15 protein-coding genes are annotated in these 20,389 nt (G+C 63.9%); 1 reads left to right on the top strand and 14 read right to left on the bottom strand.

Annotation, left to right across the window (positions count from 1 at the left end; all coding sequences use genetic code 11):
* Positions 1–10: 10 nt before the first annotated feature.
* The 9 genes from LB555_RS16925 to LB555_RS16885 form a co-directional block, all read right to left on the bottom strand.
* On the bottom strand, positions 11–2,074 hold the full coding sequence (locus LB555_RS16925) for an ABC transporter ATP-binding protein (protein WP_224683311.1): 2,064 nt from the start codon (positions 2,072–2,074) through the stop codon (positions 11–13).
* Complete coding sequence (locus LB555_RS16920) at positions 2,067–2,945, bottom strand: ABC transporter permease (RefSeq protein WP_224683310.1); 879 nt, start codon at positions 2,943–2,945, stop codon at positions 2,067–2,069. Before LB555_RS16920 ends, LB555_RS16925 begins: the two co-directional genes overlap by 8 nt.
* Complete coding sequence (locus tag LB555_RS16915) at positions 2,942–3,895, bottom strand: ABC transporter permease (RefSeq protein ID WP_140788123.1); 954 nt, start codon at positions 3,893–3,895, stop codon at positions 2,942–2,944. Before LB555_RS16915 ends, LB555_RS16920 begins: the two co-directional genes overlap by 4 nt.
* 70 nt (positions 3,896–3,965) lie before the next feature.
* Complete coding sequence (locus LB555_RS16910) at positions 3,966–5,630, bottom strand: ABC transporter substrate-binding protein (protein WP_224683309.1); 1,665 nt, start codon at positions 5,628–5,630, stop codon at positions 3,966–3,968.
* 265 nt (positions 5,631–5,895) lie between these two features.
* Complete coding sequence (locus LB555_RS16905) at positions 5,896–7,080, bottom strand: mandelate racemase/muconate lactonizing enzyme family protein (RefSeq protein ID WP_224683308.1); 1,185 nt, start codon at positions 7,078–7,080, stop codon at positions 5,896–5,898.
* Position 7,081: 1 nt separating this feature from the next.
* Positions 7,082–8,188, bottom strand: coding sequence for a mandelate racemase/muconate lactonizing enzyme family protein (locus LB555_RS16900; RefSeq protein ID WP_224683307.1), 1,107 nt, complete (start codon positions 8,186–8,188; stop codon positions 7,082–7,084).
* 32 nt (positions 8,189–8,220) lie between these two features.
* Complete coding sequence (locus LB555_RS16895) at positions 8,221–8,913, bottom strand: GntR family transcriptional regulator (protein WP_224683306.1); 693 nt, start codon at positions 8,911–8,913, stop codon at positions 8,221–8,223.
* Positions 8,914–9,098: 185 nt separating this feature from the next.
* Entirely contained in the window at positions 9,099–10,250 is a 1,152-nt protein-coding gene (locus LB555_RS16890; protein WP_015318882.1) for an efflux RND transporter periplasmic adaptor subunit, read from the bottom strand.
* A 15-nt stretch (positions 10,251–10,265) separates the two neighbouring features.
* Positions 10,266–13,442, bottom strand: a complete 3,177-nt coding sequence (locus tag LB555_RS16885; protein ID WP_140617599.1) for an efflux RND transporter permease subunit — start codon at positions 13,440–13,442, stop codon at positions 10,266–10,268.
* A 491-nt stretch (positions 13,443–13,933) separates the two neighbouring features.
* Between LB555_RS16885 and LB555_RS16880 the strand changes: the two genes are divergently transcribed.
* A complete protein-coding gene (locus LB555_RS16880; RefSeq protein WP_015318879.1) occupies positions 13,934–14,524 on the top strand; it encodes a TetR/AcrR family transcriptional regulator in 591 nt (196 codons plus the stop codon).
* A gap of 310 nt (positions 14,525–14,834) precedes the next feature.
* Here LB555_RS16880 and LB555_RS16875 read toward each other — a convergent pair whose 3' ends face one another.
* From LB555_RS16875 to LB555_RS16855, 5 genes are all read right to left on the bottom strand, one after another.
* Positions 14,835–15,857, bottom strand: a complete 1,023-nt coding sequence (locus LB555_RS16875) for a LacI family DNA-binding transcriptional regulator (protein ID WP_224683305.1) — start codon at positions 15,855–15,857, stop codon at positions 14,835–14,837.
* 31 nt (positions 15,858–15,888) lie between these two features.
* Positions 15,889–16,680, bottom strand: coding sequence for an ATP-binding cassette domain-containing protein (locus tag LB555_RS16870; RefSeq protein WP_015318877.1), 792 nt, complete (start codon positions 16,678–16,680; stop codon positions 15,889–15,891).
* A 3-nt stretch (positions 16,681–16,683) separates the two neighbouring features.
* Positions 16,684–17,670 (bottom strand): ABC transporter permease, encoded by a 987-nt coding sequence (locus LB555_RS16865; protein ID WP_140661452.1) that lies wholly within the window; start codon positions 17,668–17,670, stop codon positions 16,684–16,686.
* A gap of 117 nt (positions 17,671–17,787) precedes the next feature.
* Entirely contained in the window at positions 17,788–18,723 is a 936-nt protein-coding gene (locus LB555_RS16860; protein ID WP_015318875.1) for a substrate-binding domain-containing protein, read from the bottom strand.
* A gap of 295 nt (positions 18,724–19,018) precedes the next feature.
* A complete protein-coding gene (locus tag LB555_RS16855) occupies positions 19,019–20,176 on the bottom strand; it encodes a fumarylacetoacetate hydrolase family protein (RefSeq protein ID WP_224683304.1) in 1,158 nt (385 codons plus the stop codon).
* Positions 20,177–20,389: the final 213 nt, after the last annotated feature.

Raw genomic sequence — 20,389 nt, 5'->3', positions numbered from 1 at the left:
TGCGGGCCGCTTACGCCGGCAGGGCTGCGACCGCCGCCGGTTTCTGCAGCCGCCTCAACTCGGCATAGGGAATGTGGCAACGGATCGAATGCCCCGGCTCGGCCTCGGCGAGCGGCGGCTCCTGCTGTTCGCAGATCGGCCCGATCTTGCGTGGGCAGCGCGTGTGGAAGACGCAGCCCGATGGCGGGTTGGTGGCGCTGGGGATTTCGCCATCGAGCCGGATGCGTGCCGTCTCGGCCTGATCGAGCTTGGGCACGGCCGATAGCAGCGCCTCGGTATAGGGGTGATGCGGTCCGGAAAAAACGTCCTCCGATGGCCCGATCTCCATGATGCGGCCGAGATAGAGCACGGCGATCTTGTCGGAGAGATAACGCACCACGCCAAGGTCATGCGAAATAAAGATGTAGCTGACGTCTTCCTTGGCCTGCAGGTCGGCGAGCAGGTTGAGGATCGCCGCCTGGACGGAAACGTCGAGCGCCGAGGTCGGCTCGTCGCAGACGACGATACGCGGATCGCCGGCGAAGGCACGCGCAATGGCGACGCGCTGCTTCAGCCCGCCCGAAAGCTGGCGCGGCTTGACCGCCAGATGCCGGTCGGTGAGCCGCACCGAGCGGACGAGATCGTTGAGGCGTGCCTCCAGTGCGGCACCCCTCAAGCCCGCCAGCCGCTTCAGCGCACGGCCGATCAGATGGCGGATCGAATGCGAGCGGTTGAGGGCGGAGTCCGGGTTCTGGAAGACGATCTGCATCGCCTTGACCTGGTCGTCGCCGCGGTTCTCCAGCTTCGGCGCCAGCGCCTTGCCCTCGAGCTCGATGGTGCCGCCCTCATCGGGAGGCACCAGCCCGAGCAGCAGCCTGGCGAAGGTGGTCTTGCCCGAGCCGGATTCGCCGACCAGCCCGAGCGTCTCGCCGGGCCTGAGATCGAGCGAAACGTCCTTGACGGCGCGCAGTGCATGGCCGTGGCTGGCGTAGGTCTTGTTCAGCCCGGCGACGCGCAGCACCGGCGCCGTCGTGGGTTTCGGTGCGGGCACAACGTTGGCGGGCGTGGTACGTGGCAGGGCCTGCGCCTGGTCGTGGTAGTGGCAGCGCGACAGCCGCCTCCCGCGCTCGTCGGTCAGATCATAGAGCGGCGGCAATTCGGTGCGGCAGCGGTCGGCGGCCAGCGCGCAGCGGTCGGCGAAGGCGCAGCCCTTAATGTCAGCGCCGATGCCGGGCAGGAAGCCAGGGATGGTGTCGAGCCGGCCCTGGTCCTTGCGCTGGCCGCCGCGCGGCAGGCAACGCAGCAGCGCCACCGTGTAGGGGTGGCGCGGATCGTTGAAGACGACATCGGTCGGTCCTTCCTCGACCAGCATGCCGGCATAGAGCACGCCGACCCGGTCGCACATGTTGGAGACGACGGCGAGATTGTGGCTGATGAACAGGATCGACGCCGACAGTTCCTGCCTGAGCTGCGCGATGAGGTCGAGCACCTCGGCCTCGACGGTCGCGTCGAGGCCGGTAGTCGGCTCGTCGAGGATCAGCATCGAGGGATCATTGGCCAGCGCCATGGCGATCGCCACGCGCTGCTGCATGCCGCCCGACAGCTGGTGGGGATAGCGCTGCATGACGCTTGGCGGATCGGAGATGCGCACGCGGTTCAGCATGGCGATGGCGCGATCGGTGGCAGCTTGGCCCGTGATGCCGCCAAGCTCGAAAATTTCGGTCAATTGCCGGCCGATGCGGATCGACGGGTTTAGCGCCTTTCCCGGGTCCTGATAGACCATGGAGACGCTTTCGGCGCGCGCGCGCCGAAGCGCCTCCGCGTCGAGCTTCATCACGTCCTGGCCGTCGAGTGAGATGGCGCCACCTGATATCGAGCCGTTGCGCGGGAGGTAGCGCACCACCGTGAGGGCTACAGTCGACTTGCCGCAGCCGGATTCGCCGACCAGCCCATAGGCCTCGCCCTGACCGATGGTGAGGCTGAGATCGCGCAGCACCGCGCGATTGCGGCCGGCGACCCGGTAGGCGACCGACAGATCCTTGATATCAAGCGCGTCCTTTGCCTTCCCGGTCGATGTATTGGTGGGTTCAGTCATTGAAGGCCCCATGCACGCCGTCGGCGGCCAGGTTGACGCCGATCACCAGCGAGGCGATGGCGAGTGCGTCGAACAGCACCGTCCACCAGAAGCCGCCGCCGATCATGCCGTAATTGCTGGAAATGGAGAGCCCCCAGTCGGGTGACGGCGGCTGGATGCCAAAGCCCATGAAGGAGAGGGTAGCGACCGCAAAGATGGCGTAGCCCAACCGCACCGTGGTCTCGACCAGGATCGGCGGGATGACGTTGGGCAGGATCTCGACGAACATCGTATGCAGCGCGCTCTCATGCCTGAGCTGTGCGGCGGCGACATAGTCGAGCTCGCGCTCGGCCAGCACCGCCGAACGCACGGTACGTGCGATGATCGGCGCGAAGCTCAGGCCGATGACGATGATGACGGTGGTCTTGGATGTGCCCAGCGCGACGATGGCAAGCAGCGCCACGATCACCACGGGGATCGCCATGAAGGCTTCAAGGATGCGGCTGACGACATCGTCGACGAGGCCGCGGAAATAGCCGGTGAGCAGGCCGAGCGCGGTGCCGGCGACCGTCGCCAGCAAGGTCGCCAGGGGCGCGACGGTGAGGATATCGCGCGAACCGACGATGACGCGCGAGAACACGTCGCGGCCGATCTGGTCGGTGCCGAACCAGTGTTCGCGCGAAGGCGGCGCCAGCGCGTTGATGATGTCGTCGGCGAGCGGATCGTAGGGGGCAAAATATTCGCCAAACAGCGCGCAGGCAACCCAGAACAGCACGATGGCGATGCCGACAAGGAACGTTCTCGAGCGCAGCAGTGAAAAAAACACTTCGGCCAGCGGGCCACGGCGCCGCATGTCGTCCTGCGCGGGGGAGGGGGTCTGGACGGCGCTCATTGGTCTGACCCCAGGCGGATGCGCGGATTGAGCACGGAGTAGAGGAAGTCGGCGATCAATGTGGCCACCGCATAGACGATGCCGATGGTGAGGATGCCGGATTCCAGCATCGGAAAATCCTTGCCGCGCGCGGCGGTGAAGATCAGCGAGCCGATGCCCTGGTAGCGGAACAGCGTCTCGATCACGACAAGGCCGCCAATGAGATAGCCGGTCTGGGTCGCGATGACGGTGATGGTCGGCAGCAGCGCATTGCGCAGCACATGGCGCCAGATCACAGTGCGCCAGGGCAGGCCTTTGAGCACGGCGGTTCGCGTATAGTCGGAATCGAGCGCCTCGATCATGCCGGAACGCGCCATGCGCGCGATATAGCCGAACAGCACCAGGAACAGCGGCAGCGACGGGAGGATCAGGTAATAGAGCTGGGTGAAGAAGCCGGCATCCCTGGGCCACGCGGCCGAGATCGGCAGCCAGCGCAGCCACACGCCGAAGATCAGGATCAGGATGATGCCGGTGACGAATTCCGGCAGCACCGTCACCGACAGGCCGCCGAGGCTGATCATGCGGTCGAGCGGGCGGTTGAGGTTGAGTGCGGCAATGACGCCGCCGAGGATGCCGATCGGCACCACCAGCACGAAGGCGACCGCCGCCAGCTTCATCGAATTGCCAAGCGCACCGATGACGAAGGGCGCCACCGGCGAGCGGAATATGTAGGAGGTGCCCATGTCGCCCTGGACGAAGTTCGAGATCCAGCTCCAGTACTGGATGAGCAGCGGGCGATCGACGCCGAGCGTGTGATTGAGCGCGTCGACCGCGCGTTGGTCGGCGAACGGACCGAGGATCGCGCGCCCGACATTGCCAGGCAGGACCTGGCCGCCCAGGAACACCATGATGCTGAGCAGGAACAGCGTCACCAGCGACAGGGACACACGCCGCGCAAAAAAGGAGAGAATGGCTAAGACTCCTTGCAAAGCCAGCCCCCGGGGGAGCTGGCTGTTAGAGGACTGGCTTTCCCTTTTTCGCTTACGCCTTCGATGCCTTTTCGAGGAACAGCTGCGACATGGCTGTCGGTTGCACGCCGGCCACGCCCTTCGCCGTCGCCGTCAGGTAGTCGTAGAAATAGCCGAAGATGACAGGCGTTTCCTCGAGCAGAAGCTTCTGGATCTTGCCGGCGTCAGCCTTCTGCGCCTCGAGGTCGAGCGCCGCGATATAGCTGGTCGCCAGCGCGTCGTAGTCCTTGTTCTTGAAGTGCGCGGCATTCCAGGTGCCGTCGCTCTTCAGGGGAGCGGCAAGATAAACATTCGGCACGCCGCGATGGCCATAGTCGGTGATGCCCATCACCGAATCCAGCCAGTTCGATTTGCCGAACACCGCGTCGCCATAATAGGCGCTCTGGTCGAGGATGTTGAGTTCGAGCTCGATGCCGATCTCCTTGACCCAGTTCTGGATGAGCTGGGCATATTCGGGGATTTCGAGATAGCGCTCGGTGGTCAGCGTGATCTTGAAGCCCTTCCCGGCACCGGCCGCTTCCATGAGCTGCTTGGCTTGTGCGATGTCCTGCTTGCGCTGCGGTATGCTTGTATCGGTCGAGGGGTAGACCGCGGCGAATGGACTGTCATTGCCCAGCGCCGAGCGTCCCTTCATCAGGCCGGCGGCGAGCTTGTCGCGATCGAGGCAGAGCGCGATGGCGCGGCGCACGCGTGCATCCTTCAACGGGCCATCGTCGCAGCGCAGATGCAGTTGCTGGTGAGCCGACGACTTCAGGCTGAGGATTTCGAAGCCCGGATCGTTGAGCAGGGCCACGCCGGCCAGCACCGGCATCTGGTTGATGACGTCGACCTGCCCACCCTGCAGCGCCAGGATCATCGGCTGCACGTCGGTAAAGAAGGTGAACTCGGTACGGTCAGGCAGCGCCTTCGCTCCCCAGTAGTTCTCGTTGCGGACGAAGGAAGCGCCGACCTTCGGCGTGTATTTCTCCACCCTGAACGGGCCGGTGCCATCGAAGCTCTTCTCGTAGTCGCCCTTGTAGTCCGCCGGGATGATGACGGCGTTGTAATTGTCCGACGAGACCATGTAGGGAAAATTGCCGTTCGGCGCGTCGAGGTGGAATTCCACGGTGTAGTCGTCGACCTTCTTGCTGGCCCCCTTCGACAGGATACCGGTGAACACCGACAGCGCGTTGGATGAGTTTGCCGGATCGGCCAGGCGGTCGATGCTCGCCACCACGTCCTCGGCCTTCATTTCGCCGCCGCTGTGGAATTTCACGCCCTTGCGCAATTTGAAGGTCCAAACCGAGCCGTTGTCGTTCGGCTTCCAGCTCTCGGCCAACGCGGGCTGCAGCACCAGCTCGGGGCCGTCGACGCAGAGGAATTCCGCAACCTGCTGCATGATCAGCAGGCCGCCGGCGTCGGCGATCGTGACGGGATCGATGGCTGCCGCCGGCACGCTGCTGGCGACACGGATGGTGGCGCCGGGCGCGCCCTGGGCGCGGGCCAGCGACGGCATGCCGCCAAGGCCGGCAGCCGTGGTGATGCCTCCAAGCAGCGGCAGCGACAGGCCAAGCAGGCTGCCATGGCGGATGAAGTCGCGGCGGCTGACACGGCCGTCGACGAGGCCGTCGATCAGGTGATTTTCAAGCGGCGAGCGATTGCGCCGGATCAGGTCGAGAATGCGGTAGTTCTTGATCATGGGTTTTAACCCTTCCCCTGTTTCTTATGGTTTGATGAATGCGTTTTTCAGTTGACGAAGTCCGTGGAGTTCTCCTGTCCCGGCCATCAACGTTGTCAGTCGACCGGACTGTAGCATGCGGTTTTCCCTGGTCCATCCGATCCTTGCGGCGCGGGGGTCAGATTTTCTTGAGGCAATGCTTCCACCCGTCCGGTCCTGCCGTCGCCATCGATCGCGGCGGCGGACTCTTGTTCTTGAAATACGTCTCCTTTCCCGTGTCGTTCTCCTAGTTCAGCGGCAAACGGCGATATGTCCCTGGCTTGGCCGGGTCATGATATTTGTTGCAAGGGCCGTTCTCGGCAAAGTGGCGATGGCAGGCCGCGAGATTTTTCCGCGACAAGGTGACACCAAGACCGGGACCTTCCGGGACACGCACCGTATTGTTCCTGGGGCAAAACGGCCCCTCCTCGGTGATATCCATAGGTTGCATACGAAACAACGACTGGTTCGGCTCCCGGATCCAGCCCAGTGCCGCGCACAGATGCAGGTAGGCCGCGCTGCCGATGCCGCTGTCGCCGCTGTAGCACCAGAAATCGATGCCCGCATGCTCGCAGGCGCCGACAAAGCGTAGCATCCGGCCGATGCCGCCATGCGCGGTCGGGTTGCCGACGAATGCATCCGGCACCTTGAGGTCCATGGCGCGCGCGATGTCGATATTGTGGGTCGAGAACGGGATCGAGCAATGGCGGCGCAGTTCGCGCATCTCCTCTGATGTCGCCACCGGATCCTCCCAGTTGCGCACGCCGAGCTCTTCCAGCGGCCGCGCCAGCCGCCGCGCCGTGCTGAGCGAATAGGCCTGATTGGAGTCGATGCGGATCATCGCATCGTCGCCGAGTTTTTCGCGGATCAGCTCGACCATTCTCAGCGAGATCCTTGGGTCGTCGGTCGAGAATTTTCCTTCGAAGAAGGTCGTGCCGTGTGTCTCGTGCAGTTCCACGCAATAGTCGGCGACTTCTTCCGGCGTCGTCTCGCCCTTGACACCATCCCCATCGCCGCGCAGCGAGAAGTAGTCGGTGAACGGGATGTCCTTGCGCACGGCCCCGCCGAGCAACTGATAGAGCGGCTGGTTCCAGGCTTTGCCGCGCAGGTCCCAAAGCGCCATCTCGATGGCGCCGAAGGCCATGATGCGGGTGCGGTCGTTGATCGACTGCACGCCGGTCCAGAACGGCAGGCAGACATGTTCGGCGCCGGCAATGTCGAAGGCGTCGCGGCCGACCAGCCGCTGGGCAAGAACATCATTGGTGATGGCGGCCGCTGCCGGCGTAGGCGCTTCGCCCAGCCCGACAAGGCCGTCCTCGGTCTCGACTTCGACGATAACAGGCGAAAAACCGTCGAGTTCGCCGAACACCCAGGCATAAGGCGCTTCGAGGCGAAGATTGATCGGCGTGGCCTTGATGCCGCGGATCTTCATCTCAGCGTCCAACTTCGAAGAAGGGCTTGCCGAGCAGGTCTGGAACGACGTCGATGCCAAGGCCTGGGCCGGCGGGAATACCCATGCGGCTGCCGGTGACCGGCGGCGCGTTCGACGCGGTGCGCACCGTCACCCATTCATGGAAGGCGATCGCATGCAGCCGACGCTCCTCCGGCGTCGACAGTGACAGATGCGCCATGGCGGATGTGTCGATCTCGGCGCCGCCGGTATCCTCGACCGTGATCATGAAGCCGAGATCGACGGCGACGTCACGGATCAGCCGGGTCTTGGTGACGCCGCCGAGCCGCGAGATCTTCAGTGTCAGCCCGTCCGCCCCGCCGAGGCGACGGATTTCCAGCATCGCCTCCAGCGAGGTGACGGATTCGTCGAGCACCATCGGCTTGTCGAGCATGCGGCGCACCGACATGTTTTCGTCGATCGTCGTGCAGGGCTGCTCGAACGTATAGTCGATCGCCCGCGTCGCATCGGCGAACTGCCGCGCCTGGTATGGCGTCCACCCGGCATTGGCGTCGCAGAAGATGACAGTGCCTTTCGGCACCGAGGCGGCGACCGCCATGACGCGCTCGACGTCGTCATGGACATTGCCGCCGACCTTGACCTGGAGCCGGCGGAAACCGTCCTCGACGATGCGCTTGGCAAGTGCGGCCATTTGATCGACCGTGCCATGGGTGACGACCTTGTAGAGTTCGGCAGTGTCGCTTTCCCTGCCGCCGAGCAGCGTCACCAGCGGCACGCCGGCGGCACGCGCCGCGAGATCCCAGCAGGCCATGTCGAGCGCCGATTTGATGTAGGGATGGCCCTTGAACACCGTGTCCATCAGCCGGCCGATGCTCGCCAGCCCACGTGGATCGTGGCCAATGAGATGCGGCGCGATTTCCGGGACGCCGGCGCGGGTGCCGGCCGGGAAGGCGGGCGAGTAGAAATTGCCGAGCGGCGCCATCTCGCCCCAGCCGGTCAAGCCGCTGTCCGAGCTGATGGCGACGATCACAGCGTCGAAGCAGTCGGCCACACGCCCCTTGGACATGCGATAGGGGCCGTCCACGAAAGGCTGCACGACGTGATAGGCTTTGATGGTTTCGATTTGCACGTGGGGTATCCATTATCCGCGATGGGGGAGGGTCAGGCGCCTTTCGACGAACGCTTTTCGAGGTCGCGCGCGTAGGCAAGAAGCTCTTCGAAATCGTGGTCGATATGCTCGCGTGCGTGGCGCTGGGCGGCACGCATGTCGTCGCCCTTGAGCAGCGCCACATAGGTTTCATGAACGTCTTCGGCGGGCACGGCTTCCTTGCGCGCCTGCTGGTGCAGGGCGAAGTACATCTGCAAACGGCTGGTCAGCCTTTGCCAGGTTTCCAGGAGCACGGAATTGTCGGCCCATTCATGGATCAGGCCATGCAGTTGCAGCGCGGTCTCGATCTGCCTTGTGGTGTCGCGGTCGCGCGTCGCCTGCTTCACCGCCTTGTGGCGCCGCTCGAGCTCATCGAAAAAGCGCTGGTCGCGCAGTTCCCACGTCCGCTCGATGGCGAATTCGTCGAGCACCTTGTTGAGCGAATAGACGTCGTCGATGTCCTTGGCGGTGACATTGATGACGAAGGTGCCGGCATAGGGAATGCTGGTCAGGATGCCTTCCTGCACCAGCTCGCGCATCGCTTCGCGCAACGGCGCGCGGCTGACCCGCATCTGTTCGGAAATCCTGAGCTCGTTGAGCTTCTGGCCCGGCTCGAGCTGACCGGTCAGGATCGCGCGTCTGAGCAGTGCCACGATTTCGGCACGGCGTGTCGTGTCGGCAATCGGACTGAATTCCGTCTTCACCATCCGGCCCACTCCCGCGAGAACAGAGCAGAGACAATCAGATTGTCGACAATCTAACAAGATCCGGTGATCGGATTTTTCATCTCCCAGCGCCAATGTCGCCGCTCTGGTCGGCCTGCTCGTGAAAACGGCGCCCGCGACCTGAGAAAGGTCGGGGGCGCCGCGCGGAAACCGGGCCTGCGGGGGAGTCAGGTAGCCGGTTTCTGTGGCAGGGGCGAAATCGGCATTCCGGGGCCGATCTTCTGCAGATTGCCTGTGATCACCTGGTCGCCTTCAGCGACGCCGCTGAGAATGGCGACCATGTCGCCGCTGGTCGGTCCCAGCGAAACGAGCCGCTGGTCGACCGTATTGCCCTTGCCGACGACATAGAGGTACTTGCCGAGCTGGCTTGATCCCAGTGCGACCTGCGGCACCATCAGCGCATCGGGCTGTTGTTTGACGTGCAGCCGCACGCGAACATACTGGCCAGGCAAGAGCGTGAACTTGGCGTTGCCGATTGTGGCGCGTGCGGTGATCGTGCCGGTCGAGTGATCGATCGTGTTGTCGATAAAGGTGAGCTCGCCCTTCTGGTGGGCCTCCGTCTCACCGGGAAGCAGGACCTCGACCTCGATCGGGCCGGCGGCACGCGCTTCCTCGATCTGTGCCAGATCCGTCTCGCTCGGATTGAAGGTGACGTAGATCGGATCGAGCTGCACCAGCGTGTTGAGCACGGTGCCGGCAACGCTGACCAGCGTTCCCACGGAAGCCTGGTTGCGGCCCAGACGTCCAGCGAACGGCGCGTGGATTTCAGCGTAGCTCAAATTGAGCTCGGCCGTGCGCACAGCCGCCTGGTTCAGCGCCAGCGACGCCTGCGCCTCGCGCAAGGTGCTGGTGCGCTGGTCGAAGCTGTCCTTGTCCAGGTAGCCGCTCTTGGCGAGTTCGGTACCGCGGCCGAGATTGGAACGTGCATAATCGAGGGTCGCCGTGTCGCGCTGAACCTGTGCCTTCGCCTGGTCGAGCGAGGCCTGGAAGTCATCGGGCGAGATCCTGTAGAGCAGGTCGCCTTGCCGCACGTCGGCGCCGTCTTGCGCCGTCTGTTCCTGCAAATAGCCGGGGACGCGTGCCTGCAGCGTGATGCTGCGGATCGGCTCGGTCCGCGCGGCATAGTCGAGATAGATCGGGATCGTCTTCTTGACCACGTTCGCCACCGGCACCGGCATGACGAACGCTGCTGGAGCCGGCGCGGCCCCGGCCGTGCCGGCATTCAGGCTGAGATTGCCCATGTCCAGCAGGTGGACACTGGCCACCGAGATCGCACCCAGCGCGACAGCCGTTCCCAACGCGATTTTCCATTTACGCATGATGATTCTCCAATCTTATTCGGCCGCTTCTGCCAGGGGAGGAAAGGCGGGTTTGGCCGTTGGTTCAGTGTGTTGAGAAGCGGGCTCGTCGCCGCCGCGCCGTTCGCGCAGCTGTTCGATGACCGCGTAGAAGACCGGCACGAACACCAGCGACAGGATGGTCGCGGCGACCATGCCGCCGAACACGGTGGTGCCGATGGACTGGCGGCTGGCGGCACCCGCGCCGGTGGCGATCATCAGCGGCACCACGCCGAGGATGAAGGCAAACGCGGTCATCAGGATCGGCCGCAGTCTCAGCCGGGCGGCCTCCATCGATGCCTCGACGATGCTGAGGCCTTCCTCGCGCCGCCGTCTTGCGAACTCGACGATCAGGATCGCGTTCTTGGCCGCCAGGCCGATCAGCATGACGAAGCCGATCTGCGAATAGACGTCGATCTGCATGCCGCGCACCCAAAGTGCGGCGAACGCGCCGAACAGGGCGAGCGGCACCGCCAGCAGCACCATGAAGGGCATCGCCCAGCTCTCGTACTGCGCCGCCAGGATCAGGAAGACGAAGACGATGGCGAGGGCAAAGACCACCGACGCGATCGACCCCGCCTTGAGCTCCTGGAAAGTGATGCCGGTCCATTCGAAACCGAAATCCCTGGGCAGCGCGGTCGCCGCTGCCCGTTCCATGGCGGCGACCGCCTGGCCCGACGAATAACCGGGAGCGGCGCCGCCATTGATGGTGGCCGAGGCGTTGTTGTTGTAGTGCGGCACGGTTTCCGGGCCGACGAACGGCACCAGTTTCCCCAACGTGCTGAGCGGCACCATGCCGCCGGAGGCATTGCGCACATAGAGCCGTGAAATGTCGGCTGCACCGGCACGTGAATCCTTGTCGGCCTGGATGGTCACCCGGAAGGTGCGGCCAAACAGGTTGAAGTCGTTCACGTAGAGCGAGCCGAGATAGATCTGCAGCGTGTTGAAGACGTCGGGCAGGTTGAGGCCGAGCAGCTTCGCCTTGGCGCGGTCGAGATCGTAGTTGAACTGCGGCGTCGAGGTCGAGAACGGCGAAAACAGCTGCTGCGGATTGATTTCAGGCTGCTTGCGGGCCTCGGCGATCACCGCTTGCGTGGCGTCGTTGAGGGCCGTGCTGCCGCGGCCGGTGAGGTCCTCGACGACGAATTCGAAGCCGCCCGTGGTGCCGATGCCGGGGATGGAGGGTGGATCGAAGGAGAGCGCAAAAGCCTCCGGAATCTGCATCAGCTTGCCACGCACGTCGCCGACGAGCTTCGAGGCGCTCTGGTCGGGGCCACGCTCCTCCCACGGCTTGAGGATGGCGAACTCGACCGCCGAGTTCGACTGCGCCGCGCTGGTGAGGAAGTTCAGGCCGCTGATCGAGCCGACGATGTCGACGCCTGGCGTCGCCTGCAGGATGTCGCGCGCCTTCTGGGCCACCGCATCGGTACGCTCCAGCGAAGCGCCGTCGGGCAGCTGGATGACGACGAAGAAATAGCCCTGGTCCTCGACCGGAAGGAAGGTCGAGGGCAGCTTTTGCCAGACGAAGTAGGTGGCGACCAGGCCGGCGGCGAACAGGCCAAGCATGATCCAGCGCAGCCGGATAAGGATGCGCACGCCATGGGCATAGGCATGCGACAGCCTGTCGAAGCCCGTGTTGAACCAGCGGAACAGGAAGAATTGCGTCTCGCCGCGATGGCGCAGGAAGGCTGCACTGAGCGCCGGGCTGAGCGTCAGCGAGTTGAAGGCGGAGATGCCGACGGAGATCGCCACCGTCAGCGCGAACTGGTTGTAGAGCTTGCCGGAGACACCGGGAATGAAGGCAACCGGCACGAACACCGCCATCAGCACGGCGGTGGTCGCAATGATCGGGCCTGTAACCTCGGCCATGGCGGCCTTTGTCGCCGCCAGCGGTTTCAGTCCGGCCTCGAGCTGTCGTTCGACATTCTCGACCACGACGATGGCATCGTCGACGACAAGGCCGATCGCCAGCACCATGCCGAGCAGCGAGAGCATGTTGAGCGAGAAACCCATCATCTCCATGATGACGAGCGTCGCCACCAGCGACACCGGAATGGCGATGGTCGGAATGATGGTCGTGCGCCAGCTCTGCAGGAAGATGAAGACCACGGCGACGACGAGCACCAGGGCTTCGCCAAGCGTGATCAGCACGTCATGCATCGAGGCCGAGACGAAGCGCGTCGTATCGTAGTGCATCGCATAATCGACGCCCTTGGGAAAACGGGCCGACAGTTCCTGCATCTTGTCCTTGACGCGCTGCTGCAGATCGAGCGCGTTGGAGCCGGGCATCTGATAGACGGCGAGCACCACGGTCGGGTCCTTGCCGAAAAAGGCCGAGGACGAATATTGCAGGGCACCAAGCTCGATACGGGCGACGTCGCGCAGCCGCACCAGCGAGCCGGTGTCGGTGTTGGCACGCACGACGATGTCGCCGAATTCCTTCGGGTCGCTCAACCGGCCGACGGCGTTGACCTGCATCTCGAAGGCGGTGCCGGCGGGCGCCGGCGACTGGCCGATCTTGCCGGCCGCCACCTGGACGTTCTGTTCGGCGATGGCATTTTGCACATCGACCGCGGTGATGCCGAGATTGGCGAGCTTGTCCGGATCGAGCCAGACGCGCATCGAATAACGCCGTTCGCCGAAAATCTGCACGTCGCCGACACCAGGCAGCCGCTTCAGCGGATCCACCACCTGCAGATAGGCAAGGTTGGAGAGCGCCACCGGATCGACCGAATGGTCGGGCGAGGTCAGGTTGACGATGAGCACGAAGTTCGGGTTCTGCTTCTTGATCGTCACGCCGCCCTGGTTGACGATCGCCGGCAGCGACGAGGCGGCCTGCGAGACGCGGTTCTGGACGTCGACGGCGGCCGTGCTCAGGGAATAGCCGACATCGAAGGTGATGGTGATGGTCGACGAGCCGTCATTGGAGCTCGTCGAGGACATGTAGGTCATGCCTTGCACGCCGTTGATCTGCTGCTCCAGCGGCGTCGTCACCGTGTCTGCCACCACTTGCGCGCTGGCGCCCGGATAGTGGGCGCTGACCACGACTTGCGGCGGTGTGATGTCGGGAAACTGCGAGACGGGCAGCAGGAAATAACAAATCGTGCCGGCGAGCACCATGATGATGGCGATCGCCGAGGCGAAGATCGGACGATGGATGAAGAAGTTTACCACGACACGCACGCCTCTCCGGCCGCTCTTGCCCGCCCGAAGGCGCTGGCGACCCTGGATAAATGGCCGCGCCCGTCCCGGGACCCTTCCCGTGAACGCAGCAACGGCACCTCGCGACGCTGCCCATCGGCAAGCGAGCGCAACATGTTCTCGAACGCGCGGGGGTCGACCCCGTCTGCCTTCATGACCAGCTGGATCATCGGATCCCGGACGGCCTCATCTATGGTAAGATCGCGGCGCTGTGGCATTGGCCGGCTCCTTGTCTGTCGATTCGCAGCCCGTGCTCACGAACCGTTTTTCATCTCTTCACCGGCCGGGGCCGCATGATTGGCAATCTTTTCGTCCATCTCGATCTGGTAGGACCAGTTCACGACCTTGTTATTGACGACGGACGATATAGGTGTTACCAGTAAGTAACATTCAGGAAGTTACAGACCGGTAACACCCTAGTCAAGAGGTGGCCGAGGGTTTTTTGGAAACGAAAGGAGATCATGATGACAGATGGCGTCGTGGAGCGCTCTCGTCCCCGGGATCGGATTCTGGAGACGGCGCGTGACATGTTCCACAAGCACGGCATCAAGGGCGTCGGCGTCGACGCCATCACCGAGGCTGCCGGCACGAACAAGATGACGCTCTATCGTCACTTCGAATCCAAGGACGAACTGATCGTCGAATGCCTGCGCGCCAACGCACTGAAAGCTGGCGCGATGTGGGAAACGTTCGAGGCCGAGCATCCGGGTGACAAACTCGCTCAACTTCATGCCTGGGTTCGCAAGGCCGCCGCCATGCTCAACACCGACGGCCGTGGCTGCGACATGGCCAACGCCGCCGCCGAGCTGACCGAACCCGATCATCCGGCAAGGCGCGTCATCAAGGAACTCAAGGAAGCCCAGCGCGAACGCCTGGTCGGGCTCTGCCGGGATGCCGGCATCGGCCAGGCCGAGCTTCTCGCCGATACGCTGTCGCTGCTGTTTGAAGGTGCGCGGGTCAGCGTGCAGACCGTCGGTGCCGAGGGCCCGAGCACGCAGTTCGTGCGGATGGCTGAAGGACTGATCGTTTCCTTCCGGGGCACTGCCGCCGGTTAAGTATTGCCGTGGCTGCTGGTGATTTTGCGGTCGCGTGACCGAAACGATGTCTGCTGCCCTATAGGCAGCACGCTATTTCCCGTTGACTGAACGAAAAAAGCCCGCTGCCGGGAGGAGGTGGCAGCGGGCTCGATTTCGAATGTGGCGCGGGAGGAGGTGCACCCCATTCAGCGTCGGCATCGCATCTGGGAGGAGTAGATGGCCGACAACCAGAACGTACGAGTTGCCCAATGATTCGGCAACAATGAATTGTGCATAGCTGCTGTGCAGATTTGCAGGGGCGGTCAGGTTCCCCAGGAGATGCGGGATCTCACTGCACGGGTACGTTTTCCCGAAAGATCAGTCGCGGCTCGATGAATTTGCGGGTGAGATAGGGCGCCGATGATGCGATCGAGCCGAGCAGTTGGATCACCGACTGCTCCGCAATCAGCCTGGCGTTCTGGTCGATGACGACGTCGGCGAGGTCGTCGACGAGGTAGCCGCGTGTCTCCCTGGTCAGGTCGTGGCAGATGAAGACCGGCTTGCGGTTGGGCCTGGTTTCCCGGATCGCCTTGGCAATGCCGGAGCGCCCGGCGCCGACGCAATAGATGCCGAGCAGTTCCGGCTCGTTGCGCAACGCTTTCATGGTTGCGGCATAGCTGGCGTCGGGCTCGTCATTGATCTCGACGGCGCTGCTGACGGTGAGGTTGGGAAACTCCTCGCCAAGCACGGAGCGGAAGCCCATCTCGCGCTCTTCATGGCCGCGATAGGAACGCGAACCGACGACCATCGCCAGCTGCCCCTCGCGGCCACCCAGGAAGCGTCCCATCAAAAGTGCCGCCGCCCGCCCCGCCACGCGGTTGTCGATGCCGACATAGGCCGAGCGGGGAGCGGCCGGAATATCGGACACCAGCGTCACCAGCCGGATACCGGCCTCGACCATGTCGCGCAGGATGTTGCGCGTCCTGGGATGATCGACCGCGATGACACCGACGCCGTTGGCGCGCAGCGACAGTTTTTCGACCGCGGTCTGCAAGGCATTGGGCGAGATACCGGCGAGATTGTGAATCCGGCAGGACGCCACCAGCGGCAGGCGCGAGGCGTAGTCCTCGATGTGCTTTGCCAGGTCGTGCATGAAGTCGTTCGAGCCGATCGGCAGGAAGAATTCCAGGTTTGCGGGCCTCGAGGGAAGCGTCACCTGGTCGGCGACCGGCAGATAGCCGAGCTGCTTGGCGGCCTCCATGACGCGTTGCCGGTTGGCGGCACTCGCTCCGGGCCGGTTGTTGAGCACCCTGTCGACCGTCGCGGTCGACAGCCCGCAGTTCCTGGCGATGTCGGAGACGGTAGCCTTCATGCCGCAACCCTACACGTCGCTTCGTACGTCCTCAGTGCGCCGGCTTGCCGTCGGCGAGGGCGTCGCGGATGTCCTTGTCCGACATGCCGGTGATGATGCGCTCGACTTCCGTCACGGTTGTCGTCTTCGGATCGATGTCGTCGGCGACCACCTTGCCCCTGCGCATGACGACGATGCGGTCGACCACCTGGAAGACATGGTGGATGTTGTGCGCGATGAAGATGCAGGAGTGGCCGGAATCGCGGGCGTTGCGCACGAAGCTGAGCACGCCTTGGGTCTCGGCCACGCCGAGGTTGTTGGTCGGCTCGTCGAGGATGATCAGGTCGCTGTCGAAATGCATGGCGCGCGCGATCGCGACCGCCTGGCGCTCGCCGCCGGAGAGCGAGCCGATCGGCGTCGTCGGCGGGATGTTCTTGGAGATGCCGACCTGTTTGAGCAGATCGCGGGCGACCGTGTTCATGGCGTCCTGGTCCATGCGGTTGAGGAAGCGCGGCGGCTTGATCGGTTCTCGACCCAGGAACAGGTTGCGCGCGATCGACAATTGCGTGACCAGGGCGGAGTCCTGGTAGATAGTCTCGATGCCGTGGGCGATGGCGTCGCTGGTATCGCGCAAGGTGACCTTCTTGCCGCGGATGAAAATATCGCCGCTGGTCAGCGGCACCGCGCCGGAGAGAACCTTGATCAGCGTCGATTTGCCGGCGCCATTGTCGCCCAGAAGGCCGACGATCTCACGCTCGTTGACATGGAAATTGGCGTCCACCAGCGCCTGCACGCGGCCATAGGACTTGCGGATGTTGTGCATGCGGATCAATGGCTCGGCCATGGTTCAAGTCCCCGCCTGGTGCCGGCGTTCCAGCCATGAATGCAGCGCCATCATGCCAAGGATGATCGCGCCGATGAAGATGTTGTAGGCAAGGCCGGGCACGCCGATCAGCACGATGCCGTTGCGCATCACGCGCAGGATCAGGATGCCGAGCACGGTGCCGATGATGGTGCCGCGCCCGCCGGTGAGTGCGGTGCCGCCGATCACCACCATGGCGATCACCTCGAGCTCGTAGCCGGTGCCGCTGTTGGGGTTGGCGGCGGATGTGCGCAGCGAGGAGATGACGCCGGCAAGCGAGGCCATGACCGACGACAGGACGAACAGGCCGACCTTGACGCGATTGACATTGACGCCGCGGGCACGCGCCGCGTTGGGATTGCCGCCCGCCGCCTGGATCCAGTTGCCTGTCCGGCTTTGCGTCAGGACAAAGCCGAGCGCGATCGCCGCGGCGATGAACCAGAACAGCGACATGTAGATGCGGAACGGCCCGATGAAGAAGTCGCCGACCAGAGCCTCCGCCAGCCAGCTGCCCTCGGCACTCCAGGTGCGCTGCGGAAACCCGTCGGTGATGAAAAGCGCGCTGCCGCGCACCACGAGCAGCATGCCAAGCGTCACCAGGAAGGACGGGATCTTGAGCTGCGTGACGAACCAGCCATTGACCAGGCCGATCAAGGCGGCAACCACCAGCGCGACAAGGAAGCCCATTTCCAGCGAGGTGACGCCAGCATTGAACAGCGTCCACATCAGCACGGGCGAGAAGCCGAACAGGGACCCGACGGAGAGGTCGAATTCGCCCGAAGTCATCAACAGCGTCATCGCCAGCGCGATCAGGCCGAGCTCGACCGTGAAGGCCAGCGTGTTGGAGATGTTCTGCGGCGACAGGAAGTCGTGGTTGAAACCCCAGAAAACGGCGATCTCCACGATGAGCAGAATGAAAGGTCCGAATTCCGGCCGCGCGATCAGGCGTTGGATGAGCGAATGATTTTCCACTGGGAACCCGCGACATGGTTGGGACGGGCCGCGAGCTCCACCGCATCGGGTGGCATGCCACGGCGCAGGAAGATATCTGGCGCCGTGCGAAAACGCGCGGCGCCAGGGGATCGCGGATTATTTGCCGGACAGGATCTTGTCGTAGACCGCCGCGGTGTCCTTCTCATAGAGCGCGCCGGTGATGACGTTGAAGCCCGGAGGAATGCCGCTGGCCGCCATGTTGGCGAGCGACAGCGCCACATAGCTGGTCGCCTGCGGATCCTGCCACTGGCCGGCATTGACATAGCCGTTCAGCACTTCCTGGGTGGTGTCGAGCGAGTTGCCCCAGCCGACGACCGGGATTTCGCCCGGCTTGACGCCGACCTGGTCGAACACGCGCTTGATCGAACCGGTTACGAGGTCGCCCAGGCCGATGATGGCGTTAACCTTGCCCTTGTGGGCGGTGAGGTAGTCGACCATGCGGTTGATCACCTCGGCCTGGTCGAGCGTCGCTTCGGTCACTTCATAGGTGATGCCGAGCGGGCCGAAGACGCTCTTGATGCCTTCTTCTTCCTGCACGCCGTAGGTGGCGCCGGGGATCTCGACCGGCATCCAGACGAAGTCGCCCTTCTTCACCAGGCCCTTGTCGACCAGATACTGCGCCCAGTGCTTGCCGAAAGTGACGTTGTCACCGCCGACATAGGCGTTGAAATTGGCCTTGGGATCGGGCGTGTTGAAGTTGATGATCGGGACGTTGGCCGCGCGCGCTTCCTTGACGATCTCGACCAGGCTGCCCGGATCGGGGCTGGTGGTGACGATGCCGTCGGCCTTGGCCGAGAGGGCGGCACGGACCGCCTCCTGCTGCGAGGCGACGTCGCCATTGTGGAACGACGTGTTGACGGTGTTGCCGGTGTCCTTGGCCCATTGCTTGGCGCCGGCGAGGAAGTAGGTCCAGACCGGGTCGGCCGGCCCGCCATGTGAAATCCAGTAGAACGTCTTGGCCTGCGCGGCTGCCGGAATGACCGTCAGCGCGATCAGCAGGCCGTAGAGCACAAGTCTTAGTCTCGTCAGCATTTGATTTCCTCCCGGTTGAAGATGATCCGTCCCTTGTTCCGGCTTCAGCCGGATTGCGTCTTTTTGCCAGCGCCGCTCGGATGCCTAAGAGCATTCCCTTTTTCGACGAATGGCAAGCCTCCATCTGCAGATGTAGTTGGCGCCTGACGCGGCGCCATCAGCGACCCCATCAGATCGCATCAGTCGGGATGATTTTTCCCGGGCAGTCGGATGATTGTCGCCGAGAGCTCAGCCGGGCGGACTATCCCGATCACGTCTGGGCGGTCTCTGAGGGCGAAAGCCCCCAAAGAGCCGCTTAGAGCAGGCCGGCCTTGGCCAGGTCGCGCATCAAATGGCTGGCGCCGTAGGTCCAGTGCGGGCAATCGGGCGACAGCCGCACGCGGTTGACCAGCGCGCCGAATTTTTCCGACGAGATGGTGACGATGTCGCCGACCTTGTGCGTGAACCCCTTGCCCTTTTCGCCGCGATCCTTCGACGGCACGAACATGGTGCCGAGATAGAGCGCCAGCCCGTCCGGATACTGGTGATGCGGGCCCATGGCCGCGGCAACCAGCTCCTCCGGCGAGCGGCTGATCTCGGCCATCGAGCTTGCCCCCTCCAGCGAAAACCCGTCCTCGCCCTCGACCTTCAGGCGCACGACGGCCTGCTTCACGTCGGCGGTGGAGAACGTGTCGTCGAACAGCCGGATGAAGGGGCCAAGCGAGGCCGAGGCGTTGTTGTCCTTGGCCTTGCCGAGCAGCAGCGCCGAACGCCCCTCGACGTCGCGCAGATTGACGTCGTTGCCGATGGTGGCGCCGACGATCCTGCCGCTCGAGGCGGCGATCATGGCGATCTCCGGCTCCGGATTGTTCCAGGTCGAAACCGGGTGGAGGCCGACATCGGCGCCGAAGCCGACCGAGGCCATCGGCTGGCACTTGGTGAATATCTCGGCATCGGGGCCGATGCCCACTTCCAGATATTGCGACCAGGCGCCGCGCGAAATCAGCTTGGCCTTGATCTCCATCGCCTCTGGCGAACCGGGCTTGAGCTTCGAAAGATCATGGCCGATCAGACCCGCAATGTCGGCGCGGATGGCGTCGGCCTTCTCGGCCGAGCCACGCGCCTGTTCCTCGATCACCCGTTCGAGCAGGCTGACCACGAAGGTGACGCCGGAAGCCTTGATCGCCTGCAGGTCGACCGGCGACAGCAGAAAGGGTTTTGCCCGATCGCGCGTGGCTTCGAAACTGTTGGCCGCGATGGCGTCGAGTGAACCGATCGGCTTGCCCCTGGCCGAGCGCACATGGCCGGCCGGGTCGGCCAATTCGCAGACGTCACGCACGGTGGGCGCCGCGCTGGATGTGATGTCGAAGACGGTGTCGTCGCGCACCGTGACGACCAGGGGGTACGAGGCATCGCCGCTCCTGGCGCGGCCGACAAACAAGCCTTCGGCGGGCAGATGTGTCGGGTTGGTCATGAGTTGGGTTCCTCGTTGGATCGAAAATGGTGGCCGGTCGGCGCGGCACTTTCGCCGGAATCCATTCAAACGTCTATCCCGTCCACGCAATCGGGCAGTGGCCGCGAAATGCCGACTGGGTCATCCACTGTCTCCGGAGATCAAGGACATCACCGGGCTTTAGGGTCCGGTTACTCGAACTTGACTCAGAGAATTGTTCGTGTTTTGTTCTGG

The organism is Mesorhizobium sp. BR-1-1-10 (assembly GCF_020165595.1).
GTDB classification, from domain to species: Bacteria; Pseudomonadota; Alphaproteobacteria; order Rhizobiales; family Rhizobiaceae; genus Mesorhizobium; species Mesorhizobium australicum.
This window is presented reverse-complemented; position numbering and strand designations above follow the sequence as displayed.

Coding starts and splice junctions, on each gene's coding strand:
- LB555_RS16875 (WP_224683305.1), bottom strand. CDS start 15,857: ATGAAGGCTACCGTCTCCGACATCGCCAGGAACTGCGGGCTGTCGACC.
- LB555_RS16925 (WP_224683311.1), bottom strand. CDS start 2,074: ATGACTGAACCCACCAATACATCGACCGGGAAGGCAAAGGACGCGCTT.
- LB555_RS16895 (WP_224683306.1), bottom strand. CDS start 8,913: ATGGTGAAGACGGAATTCAGTCCGATTGCCGACACGACACGCCGTGCC.
- LB555_RS16860 (WP_015318875.1), bottom strand. CDS start 18,723: ATGCTGACGAGACTAAGACTTGTGCTCTACGGCCTGCTGATCGCGCTG.
- LB555_RS16880 (WP_015318879.1), top strand. CDS start 13,934: ATGACAGATGGCGTCGTGGAGCGCTCTCGTCCCCGGGATCGGATTCTG.
- LB555_RS16870 (WP_015318877.1), bottom strand. CDS start 16,680: ATGGCCGAGCCATTGATCCGCATGCACAACATCCGCAAGTCCTATGGC.
- LB555_RS16855 (WP_224683304.1), bottom strand. CDS start 20,176: ATGACCAACCCGACACATCTGCCCGCCGAAGGCTTGTTTGTCGGCCGC.
- LB555_RS16920 (WP_224683310.1), bottom strand. CDS start 2,945: ATGAGCGCCGTCCAGACCCCCTCCCCCGCGCAGGACGACATGCGGCGC.
- LB555_RS16890 (WP_015318882.1), bottom strand. CDS start 10,250: ATGCGTAAATGGAAAATCGCGTTGGGAACGGCTGTCGCGCTGGGTGCG.
- LB555_RS16910 (WP_224683309.1), bottom strand. CDS start 5,630: ATGATCAAGAACTACCGCATTCTCGACCTGATCCGGCGCAATCGCTCG.
- LB555_RS16905 (WP_224683308.1), bottom strand. CDS start 7,080: ATGAAGATCCGCGGCATCAAGGCCACGCCGATCAATCTTCGCCTCGAA.